The organism is Micromonospora rosaria (assembly GCF_001567585.1).
Lineage (GTDB): Bacteria > Actinomycetota > Actinomycetes > Mycobacteriales > Micromonosporaceae > Micromonospora > Micromonospora rosaria.
In genome coordinates, this window is record NZ_LRQV01000014.1 from 1 (window position 1) to 11,710 (window position 11,710).

General features: G+C 69.5%; 13 protein-coding genes and 2 tRNA genes. 4 read left to right on the plus strand and 11 right to left on the minus strand.

Annotated features, from left to right (window positions below; genetic code table 11):
- Positions 1-184: 184 nt before the first annotated feature.
- The 5 genes from AWW66_RS06535 to amcA (AWW66_RS33440) form a co-directional block, all read right to left on the minus strand.
- Positions 185-859 carry a pentapeptide repeat-containing protein gene (locus tag AWW66_RS06535; protein WP_067361218.1) on the minus strand — a complete coding sequence of 225 codons (675 nt, stop codon included), beginning with the start codon at positions 857-859 and terminating at the stop codon, positions 185-187.
- A gap of 75 nt (positions 860-934) precedes the next feature.
- Positions 935-1,117: a multiple cyclophane-containing RiPP AmcA gene (gene amcA / locus AWW66_RS06540; protein WP_067361222.1), complete on the minus strand. Its 183-nt coding sequence runs from the start codon at positions 1,115-1,117 to the stop codon at positions 935-937.
- Entirely contained in the window at positions 1,114-2,250 is a 1,137-nt protein-coding gene (gene amcB, locus AWW66_RS06545; protein ID WP_067361226.1) for a cyclophane-forming radical SAM peptide maturase AmcB, read from the minus strand. The genes amcA (AWW66_RS06540) and amcB overlap by 4 nt, the downstream gene beginning before the upstream one ends.
- On the minus strand, positions 2,247-2,597 hold the full coding sequence (locus tag AWW66_RS32445; protein WP_342671913.1) for a hypothetical protein: 351 nt from the start codon (positions 2,595-2,597) through the stop codon (positions 2,247-2,249). Before AWW66_RS32445 ends, amcB begins: the two co-directional genes overlap by 4 nt.
- On the minus strand, positions 2,594-2,758 hold the full coding sequence (gene amcA, locus AWW66_RS33440) for a multiple cyclophane-containing RiPP AmcA (RefSeq protein WP_157527212.1): 165 nt from the start codon (positions 2,756-2,758) through the stop codon (positions 2,594-2,596). The genes AWW66_RS32445 and amcA (AWW66_RS33440) overlap by 4 nt, the downstream gene beginning before the upstream one ends.
- A gap of 401 nt (positions 2,759-3,159) precedes the next feature.
- On the opposite strand from amcA (AWW66_RS33440), the gene AWW66_RS06550 reads away from it, so the two are divergent.
- Positions 3,160-4,386 (plus strand): helix-turn-helix domain-containing protein, encoded by a 1,227-nt coding sequence (locus tag AWW66_RS06550; protein WP_211271852.1) that lies wholly within the window; start codon positions 3,160-3,162, stop codon positions 4,384-4,386.
- Positions 4,387-4,397: 11 nt separating this feature from the next.
- On the opposite strand, the gene AWW66_RS06555 is transcribed toward AWW66_RS06550, so the two are convergent.
- The 3 genes from AWW66_RS06555 to AWW66_RS06565 form a co-directional block, all read right to left on the minus strand.
- Positions 4,398-5,075: a YdcF family protein gene (locus AWW66_RS06555; RefSeq protein WP_211271855.1), complete on the minus strand. Its 678-nt coding sequence runs from the start codon at positions 5,073-5,075 to the stop codon at positions 4,398-4,400.
- 16 nt (positions 5,076-5,091) lie between these two features.
- Entirely contained in the window at positions 5,092-5,298 is a 207-nt protein-coding gene (locus AWW66_RS34245; protein WP_169807062.1) for a hypothetical protein, read from the minus strand.
- A gap of 232 nt (positions 5,299-5,530) precedes the next feature.
- Positions 5,531-5,603, minus strand: a tRNA-Lys gene (locus AWW66_RS06565).
- A gap of 186 nt (positions 5,604-5,789) precedes the next feature.
- On the opposite strand from AWW66_RS06565, the gene AWW66_RS06570 reads away from it, so the two are divergent.
- Together AWW66_RS06570 and AWW66_RS06575 are read left to right on the plus strand one after the other, a co-directional pair.
- A complete protein-coding gene (locus tag AWW66_RS06570) occupies positions 5,790-7,058 on the plus strand; it encodes a L,D-transpeptidase (RefSeq protein ID WP_067361235.1) in 1,269 nt (422 codons plus the stop codon).
- 383 nt (positions 7,059-7,441) lie between these two features.
- Positions 7,442-8,719 carry a L,D-transpeptidase gene (locus tag AWW66_RS06575; RefSeq protein WP_067361238.1) on the plus strand — a complete coding sequence of 426 codons (1,278 nt, stop codon included), beginning with the start codon at positions 7,442-7,444 and terminating at the stop codon, positions 8,717-8,719.
- A 39-nt stretch (positions 8,720-8,758) separates the two neighbouring features.
- Here the strand turns inward: AWW66_RS06575 and AWW66_RS06580 are convergent, their stop codons facing one another.
- The 3 genes from AWW66_RS06580 to orn all read right to left on the minus strand — a co-directional run bounded on the left by AWW66_RS06580 (position 8,759) and on the right by orn (position 10,281).
- The gene (locus tag AWW66_RS06580) at positions 8,759-9,334 is read right to left on the minus strand and encodes an NADPH-dependent F420 reductase (RefSeq protein WP_067361241.1); all 576 of its coding nucleotides are present in this window, start codon (positions 9,332-9,334) and stop codon (positions 8,759-8,761) included.
- Between the two features lie 137 nt (positions 9,335-9,471).
- Positions 9,472-9,547 (minus strand) — tRNA-His (locus AWW66_RS06585).
- A gap of 137 nt (positions 9,548-9,684) precedes the next feature.
- Positions 9,685-10,281, minus strand: coding sequence for an oligoribonuclease (orn, locus tag AWW66_RS06590; RefSeq protein ID WP_083978277.1), 597 nt, complete (start codon positions 10,279-10,281; stop codon positions 9,685-9,687).
- A gap of 68 nt (positions 10,282-10,349) precedes the next feature.
- On the opposite strand from orn, the gene AWW66_RS06595 reads away from it, so the two are divergent.
- On the plus strand, positions 10,350-11,618 hold the full coding sequence (locus AWW66_RS06595; protein WP_067361244.1) for a glycosyltransferase family 87 protein: 1,269 nt from the start codon (positions 10,350-10,352) through the stop codon (positions 11,616-11,618).
- The last annotated feature ends 92 nt before the right edge of the window (positions 11,619-11,710 follow it).

Sequence of the window (11,710 nt, forward strand, 5' to 3'; positions counted from 1 at the left end):
AACAGGTTGTTCGGCCCCGGTCGATAGGCCACGATGAAATCCGTCTCCTGATCTGCTTACTGATGCCGCCCGGCTGGCTGGCAGCAGGGCAGGCGTATTACCGCTCTGGCACGGTGTGCGAGTGCGTTGTTGGTGTGCTGGGCAGCGTGGCAGGTCGCCTGTGCTGACATGCCCTACCGAGACGTCACTGTCCCCGGATGGTTAGGCCGAGTTCCTCGACAGCCAGGCGGGTGAGGTCGGGGAGCTGCTCGTCGCTGAGGGTGACGCCACGCAAGTTGCCGAGGGTGGTCTTCAGGTCGTGGAAAGAGTTGCCGCGCAGGTCGGCACCGGTGAGCTGGCAGGACTCCAGTTCGAGGCGGTCCAGCCGACACGACCTCAGCACCACCTTGGGCAGGCGGCAGGAGGACCAGGTGGCGTCGGTCAGGATGCAGTCGACGAACGCCACCGCCCCGGTGGCGGCGACCCGGGTGAAGGTGGCGTAGTCGAAGCGGCAACCCTCGAAGAGAACGTCCTTGAGGCGGAGATCGGTGAGCCGGGCACCGGTGAACCGAGAGCCGGTGACCACACAGCGCTCCACGGCCACACCCGACAGGGACGCCCCGGAGAAGTCGGTACGGACGATCTCGCAACCGAATAGGGAGCCCGCCTCCCAGACGCTCTCGCTGAGATCCGTACCGACGATCCGGCTGCCCCGCACCGGCACGTCGTCAAGAACGGCGCTCCGCCAGGAGGCGTTCTCGACGAGGGTGTCGCTCAGGTTGTCGTTCAGGTTGTCGTTCAGGTCGGTGGTCGGGTCGAGGTCGGCGGGGTCGAGGTCCGGGAGCAGGATCGTCACGTCACCGACTGCGCTGGTCCGCATGCGTCCTCTCCCTGATCACGGGCAGGGCGGGTCGACCGCCCCGCACACCACCGCTCCTGCCCAGGAAAGCCTGGGTCACTTCTTCTTGTTCCAGTTGTCCCAGCCGGGCCGACTGTCGAACGAGCCCCGGTTGTCCCACGTGGGCCGATTGTCGAACTTCCCCGCGTCGACCGACGGTACCGCCCGGCACGGCTCGACACGGAGGCAGGCGAGGTGTTCCGGCGCGGCGTCGACGAGAACGGCGAGAGCGTGGTTCATGGTGTTCCTCCCAGATCGTTGAGGTGGTCTGCGGTGGCGCGGACCAGGGCCTGACGGGTGGTGCGGCAGTAGTTCGTCTCCCGGACGGTGAAGGTGCGGTGCTCGAAGTAGCGGTTGCCGGCCTGACCGCCACGGCAGAAGTCGTAGAACCCACACCGTGCGGAGCAGTCGTTGAGCGCGTCGACGAACTCGGTGACATAGCGCAGACCGCCAGCCCGGGACAGCATGACGGTGATCGGCTCCGCAAGGACGTTGCCCACGACGAAATCCCCATAGCCGGCGTCGGTGATGCCGAGCAGTTCCGGGGACAGGAGCACGACCTGACCGTCCCAGGAGACCGTCGGGATCGGTTCGTACGGCCCGTGCTCGACCCTCCCGGCGCGGGCAGCGGCCAGGTAGTCGGCCAACCGGTCCAGATCGCGGATCCGCAGCCGCTCGCCGGCCGTGCGGCGCTGCACGAGCCGCCGCCAGAACCGGTACGCGAAATCCTCGCCCACGGGCAACCGGACGGCGCCCTCCTGCTCCTCGATGTTGAAGCCCACCGACCGGCACCCCGGCAACCCGGCGAAGAAGTCAACGAGATCGTCGACGTGGTCGATGCTCTCCGGCGTGACGACGCAGATCACCGAGTACTCCAACCCGGCGTCGGCGAGCGCCTGGACACCGCGCATCGTGCGGCCGTGCGTCGACCTGCCCGCACGATCCAGCCGGTTACGGTTCAACGCGGCGGGCCCGTCGACACTCACCCCGACCGTGAACCCGTACTCGGCGAACACCTCACACCAGCGCCGGTCGACCAGGGTGGCGTTGGTCTGGATCTCGTGACCCATCCGCCCCGCCTGCCGCAGCGACTCGAACGGGGCCAGCAGATCCAGGAAATGACCGATCGGCGTGGCGGTGGGCTCACCCCCATGCCAAACCACGCTGACCGGGTAACCGCTGCCCTGCGCCTCGATCGCACCGGCACAGGCATCCGCGACCCGCGCGGTCATCAGACGCCGGGACCTACGGTCCGGCAGGTAGCAGTAGGCGCAGTCCAGATTGCAGAAACTCGTCGGCTGCACCACCAGGGTGTGGAACGTCTGCGCGATCGCCGGTTGACCACTCGCGGCGATCACCCCGATACCGCTCACGTTCCCGCCTCCTCCGAACGTGATGAAGGGCCGATGGTCGGCCGCTGAAGGGCGGGATACCGATGCGTCCAGCCGAGGAACCGGTCGAACACTCCCCCACAACCGCCCGTACTCCTCGCGTCGAGATCACGCAGATCGTCGATCGCATCGTGCAGACACGCCGACAGGTACAGCGACAACGCCACCCGGCTACCTGCGTACTCGACAAGAAGCGAGTCCCGCGCCGGGATGCAGGGCCAGGCATGGCCGCAGGCGCGGCAGTGCCACCGCGGACGGGACGGCACATGCTCCACCCGATCACCGTTCTCGCCCGCATTCCCGCCGGACCCGGGCTCGTCGGCCTTCACCGGTGATCCTGCAGTCGGCTCCGGTGGTCGAAGAACCGACGCCAGGCGTAGGTGAACAACGGCGGATCCACCGCCGCCACCGGCACCGCAGGCGCAGGCACCAGCGAGCCGGGCAGTCCCGGCTGACCAGTTCTCGCGTAGCTGGAGACGTACACGGTCACGCCCGCTCCTCCACCCGGCCCGCTCCTTCACCCTGCCTGTTCCCGGACGGCGGTGGGCCCGCCACTGGCGAGGCGAGCCCACCGCCGCCGGCCGGCGGCTGGGAGCAGACCGCCGCCCACCCGCCCACGCAGCCCTCTCGGCGGTACGCAGACGGGGATTCCTCATTCCGTACGACTCAGCCCTGCACAGCGACCCGGGCGGACGCATCGGTCCGTACCCCTGCTCGTTGGTCATCGATTCCCCCAATCGGAAGATCATGGCTGCGTCGTTACGGATATCGACTGTCAGCTCACATCGGTGATCTGATGCCATCGAAGGTAGGAGCCACCTGGACGAAGAACCGGGAAAATCTGTACCGGGTCCGGATGGCATCAGCGGGCAAGGTGATGCTGTGCGAGGAATGACAGACGACATGACGATCGGCCAACGCGTTGCCTTCTACCGACGCCGCAGAGGACTCTCACAGGAGGTGCTCGCCGGCCTGGTGGGGAAGACCCACGAATGGCTGCGCAAGGTCGAGACGAACCGTGCCGACCTGGACCGGCTCTCGGTCATCCGCGCGATCGCCAAGGCTCTCGACATCTCCCTCGGAGACCTGATAGGTGCCCCGAGCCTGTTCCAGTGGTCCGACGACTCAGGCCGCGAGACCATCCCCGCCCTGCGTGCAGCGCTCCACGACTATCGGCATCTCGCGCCCGCCCTGGCCAACCCTGCCGCCGTAGACGCGCCTGCCCTGACCGAACTCGAGAACGATGTAGCCACGATCTGGAACGCCTACCAGCACTCGCGATACGGCACCCTCGCCCGCCGGCTTCCGCACCTCATCCACGACTGCCTCACCGCCACTGAGGCCTACGACGGAGACGACGGCCAACGCGCCCACGCGATGACCGCCTACGCCCACCAACTCGCCGCCCTGTTCCTCACCAAGCTCGGCGAAGGCGACCTGGCCTGGACGGCCGCCAGCCGAGGCCTGGCCGCAGCGAACAACAGCGAGGACCACGTGGTCATCGGCTCACTCAGCCGATCGGCCGCGCACTCCCTGATCTCCATCGGCGAGTACGCCCAAGCGCGTGGCCTCGCCGCCACCGCCGCCCGGTTCCTCGAACCACGACTGGCCATGCCCACACCGCAACTACTCTCCGTCTACGGCAGCCTGCACCTGGTATGCGCACTCGCCGCCGCGCGTGAAGACGACCGATCCTGCGCCAACAGCCACATCACCGAAGCCGACACCGCGGCCACCAGGCTCGGCACCGACGGAAACCACGTGTGGACCGCCTTCGGACCGACCAACGTGTCGATCCACAAAACGACCGTGGCCATGGAACTCGGCGACGTGCAACGCGCCATCACCATCGGCGCGCCGCTCGACACCACAGCACTTCCGGTCGAACGGCAGGTCCGGCACGCCATCGAAACCGCACGCGCACTCGCCCGCTGGAACCGCATCGACGAAGCGCTGGCCGCCCTCCTCGACGCCGAGGTCATCGGCCCCGATCAGGTGCGCTACCACCGACTCTCCCGCGACCTGATTCGAGAGATCCTCACCCGCCCTCGGCCACCCCGGCCGGCCGTCGAACTCAGCGAACGAATGGGCATCCGACCAGGCGGACCCCGCTGGTAAACCGAATCAGCTCAGACGAGCCGGCTCGTGTAACCCGCCGCCACCAGACGGCCGAAGGCCGACCGAACCTCGTCGGGCACCTCCTGCGGAACCGCGAACCCGCGTTCGGCGTACACCTCGATCCGCTGCGTGTCCCCCACCAGCATGTCCACCACCCGCCGCACATCACCGATGCTGCGCACGTACTCGTCGAGCCCCAACGGGTTCGACGCGCACACCACCTCAACGTCCGGCCACATCAGCTTGCAGGTGGCGAACGCCCGACGCTGCTGGTACGGCCGCGACATGAGCAACACCGAACGCACCGGAATCTGGCGTTCCGCCAGCAGGCGGCGCGAGTAGTCGAGATTCTGCGCCGTGTTCGTCGCCCGCGGCTCCACGAGGATCGAGTCCGCCGGAACGCCATGCTCGACCGCGTACTCCCGGTAGTGCACGGCCTCACCGCGCGGGAACCGCTCGACCGTCGTCGGAGCGTTCGCGCCGGTGAACACGATCCACGGGAACAGACCCTCGTGGAACAGGCGGGTCGCGGCCACCGCCACACCGAGGTCGTGACTGCCCAACCCGATGCCCACGTCACACCGACGTAGCTGGTGGCCCAGGTCGTGGTAGCGCCACAGCGTCTCCACGTCGGAACGGATCTCGTCAGGTATCACGGCCGGGATCGCCGCGGACCGATTCATCGGCACCGAGTAGCCCGTGCCGTCACCGAGTTCCCTCATCGGACCTGCCCAGGGCCGCGAGCCCTGCCCTCGCAACTTCCAGCGGAACAACGGCGGCCACCGGCTCGTCCTGCTCACTGAGGTAGACGACCTGGCCCTCCCGCACGCTCCGCAGCAACTCGGGCAGCACGGCCGAGATCGGGAGGTCGTCTGGCGTGGCATAGGCCCGATCCGCGCTGGGTTCCCTCATGCCGCAAGCGTAGGGGCACCAGGACGGCGACGTGATGCGGACTCCCCGCAGCCCGCCCAGGGTGACATCACCGCCACCACCGGCCCGAACGTCCTCCATCACGCCACCCGTCCACCGGAACCCGCGACCGTCCAACGGCTCCCGAGCACCCATCGAGCACCGGACCATCGGCGGGGAGATGAAGAAGGCCCTGACCCAGGGTGAAACCCCAGGCCAGAGCCATTATTGCTAGTGCGCCGCCAGGGACTCGAACCCCGAACCCGCGGATTAAGAGTCCGCTGCTCTGCCAGTTGAGCTAGCGGCGCTCGTTGGCAACGGGGAGAACATTAGCACGGGCCCTGAGAGGCGTTCCAATCCGATACCCCCCTCACCCCTTCGGGCGAGCTTAACGGACAAAAGCCGCGAAGATCTCGGCTCTCTCGGGTCCCGGGTCCGGGGGGCCACCCCGATACGGCACGATGTGTGCCAGGACCGTGAGAACTGAGGTGGGAATGGGCAGTTTCACGCGGGCCGGAGCGCTCGTGGGCGCGCTGGCCCTGACGGCGGCGGTGGCGCTGAGCGGCTGCAGCAGCAGCGGAGAGCAGGCGGAGTTCGTCGTCGGGGGGACACCGACACCGGGCAGTTCGGTGGGGGGCGTCTCGGCCGCGCCAGGTGAGTCGTCGTCCCTGCCCACTCTGAAGGTCACGCCCGCCGACGGGGCGAAGGACCGGCCGGTCAGCACCGAGATCGGCGCGAAGCTGCCCGAGGGCGGCAAGATCACCGAGGTCACCCTGACCACCGCCAACGGCAAGGCGGTCGCGGGTACGGTGCGGGCCGACGGGTCGTCCTGGGTGCCGGCGGAGCCGCTGAAGTACGGCACGAAGTACACGGCCACGGTCACCGGCACCGGCCCGGACGGGGGCGCCCAGCAGGGCAGTAGCACTTTCACCACGATGGCCAAGCCCGGCTCGATGATCACCTCGGGGCTCTACCTCTTCGACGACCGGTCGTACGGGGTGGCCATGCCGGTCGTCGCCGAGTTCCACCCGGGCATCCCGAAGAAGGACCGGGCGGCGGTGCAGAAGCGGATGTTCGTCCAGACCGACCCGCCGCAGCCGGGCGCCTGGCACTGGGTCTCCAACGGCACCCAGGCGTACTACCGGGCCCCGGAGTACTGGAAGCCGGGCACCACGCTCTCGGTCCGGATCGCCCTGGCCGGCATCCCGCTGAGCAACGGCAAGTACGGCAACGTCGACCGGAAGGCCACCGCGAAGATCGGCCGCGCCTTCGAGATGAAGGTCGACAACGCCACCAAGCAGATGACGGTGTACGAGGACGGCCAGGTCATCAAGACGATGCCGGTCAGCCTGGGCAAGAAGAGCACCCCGTCGTCCAGCGGCACCATGGTGGTGATGGAGAAGAAGGCGGCGACCGTCTTCGACACCCGCGACGACCCGAACCCCGAGAACCGGTACGTCACCGACATCGAGTTCGCCCAGCGGATCACCTGGGGCGGCGAGTACATCCACGCCGCGCCCTGGTCGGTGCAGCACCAGGGTCAGCGCAACGTGTCGCACGGCTGCGTCAACGTCTCCACCCAGAACGCCAAGTGGCTCTTCGAGCGGACCCGGGTCGGCGACCCGATCACCATCAAGGGCACCGAGCGCAAGCTGGCCGCCGGCAACGGCTGGACCGCCTGGAACCTGGAGTGGTCCGAGTTCGTCGAGGGCAGCGCCCTGCCGGTGCCGGAGGGTGGCGCCGAGGCCGCTCTCGCCCTGTGACACGGCGGGCGGCGGGGACCCCGGTGACCGGTATCCCCGCCCCGCCCGCGTGACGTACCGCATCGGTGACCTCCGGCGCGCTCCCGGCGCACCGGAGGTCACCGTCGTTTCCGGGCGGCCGGGATCGGGCAACGGATAGGGAGTACCGGGCGGACCGGGTGTCCGGGTGACACCGGCTCGGGGTGACACCGGCTCGGGGTGACACCGGCTCGGGGATGCCGGCCCCTGCGGCGGCGGGTACGCGAGCGCCGATCACAAAAGGTGGATCTTTTGGTGAATCGGTCATACTGCTGAGGTGTTCCGGTTCACCCCCGGCAACCGGCACCGGGTCCCGTGCGTCAGTGAGAGACGATGGGCAGTCGGGCCAGGACAGTGAGGTAAGCATGCGAGCCAGCCAGGACCAGTCGATCCGGTACGCCGGCACCGGGCGCGGTGGGCGACGCCGCGTGCTCGCGGCGGGCGCGCTCGTCGCGGTGCTGGCGCTGACCGGGGCCTGCACCAGCACCGGCGGGGGCAGCGGGAACGGCACCGGTGGCGCGCCCGGCGCACCGGGCGCCCCCGCCGAGAACCCGCCGAAGGCGTCGGCCGTCATCACCGAGCCACAGGCCGACGCGAAGGACGTGCCGGCGTCGACCGCGATCGTCTTCGACACCGAGCAGGCGACGGAGACGACGGTCGAGCTGGCCGACTCGTCCGGCGCGGCCGTCGAGGGCACGCTGGCCGCCGACGGGGCGAGCTGGCTGCCCGCCGGCGCGCTGGAGTACGGCGAGACGTACACCGCGACCGTGACCGCGACCGGCGACGACGGGCGGCCGGCGACGGTGACCAGCACCTTCACCACCATGGCCAAGCCCGGCAAGCAGGTGCGGATCTCCAGTTTCCTCGGCGACGACCAGGTGGTCGGGGTGGGCATGCCCCTGATCGTGACGTTCGGCCGGGACATCCCCCAGGACCGGCGGGCCGAGGTGCAGCGCCGGATGACGGTCACCTCCGAGCCCGCCCAGGAGGGGATCTGGCGGTGGGTCAGCCCCACCGAGGTCCGGTACCGGCCCAAGGAGTTCTGGCAGTCGGGGACCAAGGTCTCGTACCGGGTACAGGCCGGGGGGCTGCCCCTGGGCGGTGGCTGGTACGGCCGCAACGACCTGACGGTGGACGTCGAGGTCGGCCGGGACCTGCGGATGACGGTGGACAACAAGTCCAAGCGAATGACGGTGACCCGGGACGGTGAGGTGGTCAAGACCATCCCGGTGAGCCTGGGCAAGAAGAGCACCCCGTCGTCCAGCGGCACGATGGTGGTGATGGAGAAGCTGCGCAAGACGGTCTTCGACACCTACGACGAGCTGGGCCCCGAGGACGGGTACCGGACGAAGATCGACTACGCCCAGCGGCTCACCTACGGTGGGGAGTTCATCCACGCCGCCCCGTGGTCGGAGGGGCAGCAGGGGCGCACCAACGTCTCCCACGGCTGCGTGAACGTCTCGATGGCGAACGGGGCCTGGCTGTTCACGAACACCCGGGTCGGGGACCCGATCACGGTCAAGGGCACCGAGCGCAAGCTCCAGGTCGGCAACGGCTGGACGGAGTGGGCGATGAGCTGGGATGAGTACGTCAAGGGCAGCGCCCTGCCGTACGAGCCGGCCGCCGACACCACCGAGGGCTGAGCCGCCCGCCCGCCGGCCACCACCCAGCAACCGGCGGGCTCAGGCCACCACGCCGAAGCCGCCGGTCCACGGGACCGCGCCGGCCGAGGCGAGGCCGATCTGGAGGAACGCCATCGCCTCCAGTTCCCGGGCCCGGTGCAGCGGCCCGGCGTCGACGGCGCGCAGGCCGGCACCGGTGACCAGGTCGACGAGGTTCGCCTTGGCGTCGCCGTCGTCCCCGGCGACGAGGACGGTGGTCGGCAGCGGGCCGACCGTGCCGGCGGCGAGGGTACCGGCGAAGGTGGTGTTGAACGCCTTGAGCACCCGGGAGTCCGGCAGCCGGGCGGCGATCTGCGCCGCCGCCGACGAGTCCGGCGGCACGACCAGACGGTCGAAGGTCTCGAAGTCGATCGGGTTGGTGATGTCCACGACGATCCGGCCGCCGAACTGGTCCCGGCGCTGCTCGATGATCTCCGCCACGGCCGGGTACGGCACGGCGAGGACGACCAGGTCACCGGAGACCGTCGTGCCGGTGTCGTCGTGGCCGATCAGCTCGACGGCACGGCCGGCCCTGCTGCCGAGCCCGGCGATCGCCTGGCCCATGTTGCCGGTACCGAACACGGTGAGGTCGGCCATGACCAGCTCCTTCCGTGGGCGGGGCTCCTAGCCGGACGCTAGCACCGGCACCGGCCCACGGGGGCCGCGTTCCCCTACCTGCCCCCCGGATACACGTCAGGGCCGGTGGGAGACCGGCCCTGAACTGGGGTGTTGCCTGGGGTGACTGATGGGAATTGAACCCACGACAACCGGGACCACAACCCGGTGCTCTGCCAACTGAGCTACAGCCACCATGTCCGCCCAGCCGGGCGGAGCGCACTAATAATAGCCACACCGGGGCCGTCGGCGTCCACCGGGTTCCCCACCGGCCGCCGGCACCCACCGGCCGCCGACGTCTTGTCGGCCGGTCGCGGGAGAGGCCGGCCGCGCTACAGCGTGGCGGCGATGGACTTGGCGGTGTCCACGTCGGGGCCGGGCAACGGCACGAAGACCGTCCGCCGGTAGTACTCCAGCTCGCGGATGCTCTCCCGGATGTCGGCCAGCGCCCGGTGGGCCAGGCCCTTCTGCGGCTGGCCGAAGTACACCCGGGGGTACCAGCGCCGGCAGAGTTCCTTGATCGAGGAGACGTCGATCATGCGGTAGTGCAGGTGGGCGTCGAGCCGGGGCATGTCCCGGGCGATGAAGCCCCGGTCGGTGGCGATCGAGTTGCCGCACAGCGGCGCGGTACGCGGATCCTTGACGTGCCGGGTGACGTAGTCGAGCACCATCTCCTCGGCCTCGGCCAGGGTGATGGTGGAGCGGCGGGCCTCCTCGGTGAGCCCGGACTTGGCGTGCATCGTCCGGACGATCTCGGGCATCGCCGCCAGCGCCTCGTCGTCGGCGTGGACGACCACGTCGACCCCCTCGCCGAGCACGTTGAGGTCGGGATCGGTGACGAGCGCGGCCACCTCGATCAGCTTGTCCCGGCCGAGGTCGAGCCCGGTCATCTCACAGTCGATCCAGACGAGGAGGTCAGCCACGGCCACAGCCTACGCGGCATCGTCACACCCGCGCCTGCGCACCTTGGCCACCTTGGCCCGCTAGGGTTTCCCCCGTGCCAGCCGAATCAGTCGCGCCACCCGCTCCGACCGGGGAGGATGCCGGCAGCCGTCGGATCCGTCGGGTGGTCGCGGTGGTCGCCCTGGCCGCCGTGGTACCCGCGCTCTACCTGCCCGGGCGGGTGCACGACTTCTTCGACCTGAAGATCTACATGCGGGCGATGGACTGGTGGGCGTCCGGTCAACCGCTCTACGACTACGTCCAGCCGGACCGGGTCCAGGGCGAGCTGTACTTCACCTACCCGCCCTTCGCCGCGCTGCTGCTGCGGCCCTTCGCGTTGCTACCGCTCGGCGTGACCGAGCTGATCTTCACGGGGCTGACCCTGCTCGGGGTGGTGGTGACCACCCGCTGGCTGCTCCTGCCGCTGGTCGAGCGGCACGGCCTGCCCCGGGTGTTCACCGTCACGGTGGCGGTGCTGCTGGTGCTCGCCGTGGAGAGCACCCGGGAGACCATCACCTTCGGCCAGATCAACATGCTCCTGGTCGTGCTGATCCTGGCCGACCTGCTCTTCGCCGTACCCCGGGGGTCGCGCTGGGCCGGGGTGGGGGTCGGCCTGGCGGCGGCGCTGAAGCTCTTCCCGGGCATCTTCATCGTGTACCTGCTGGCCACCCGGCGGTGGCGGGCGGCGGCGGTGGCCAGCGGGACCGCCGCGCTGGCGACCCTGCTGGCGGCGGCGGTCGCGCCGCGCGACTCGTGGCGGTTCTGGACCCACGAGCTGTGGTCCACCGAGCGGGTCGGGCGCACCGACTACACCGGCAACCAGTCACTGTTCGGTCTGCTCAGCCGGTTCACCGCGCCCGAACGGCCGAACCAGCTCCTGTGGCTGCTGCTGGTCGCGGTGGTCGCCGGGTACGGGCTCTGGCGGGCGACGCGGGCGGCCCGCGCCGGGGAGCACCTCACCGGGCTGACCCTGACCGGGCTGGTCGCCGCCCTGGTCAGCCCGATCACCTGGACCCACCACATCTACTGGTTCGTGCCGGCGGTGGTGGTGCTGGTGGACGCGGCGCTGAGCGCCGACCCGGGGACGACGGAGGGCCGACGCCGACGGTGGTGGTACGGCGCCCTGGCCGTCGGGACGACGCTGTTGATCACGTACGGGGTGGTGACCTTCCAGGACTGGGGGGTCTCTCCGGTCCGTACCGACTCGCCGCTCGACTTCGTCGTCCGCAACCCGTACGTGCTGCTCAGCCTGCTCCTGCTGGCGGTCCTGCCGGTCCGGACGACGGGCCGAAATTCGCATCAAATGGACAGAAGTCGCGAGTAGCCTTCTTTGCCGCTAATCTAGTCTCAAGTACGCATGTCCCCCCCTGTAGGCGGCACCGATCCCCCGGTGCAGGTGGCCCTCCGTATCGGCAG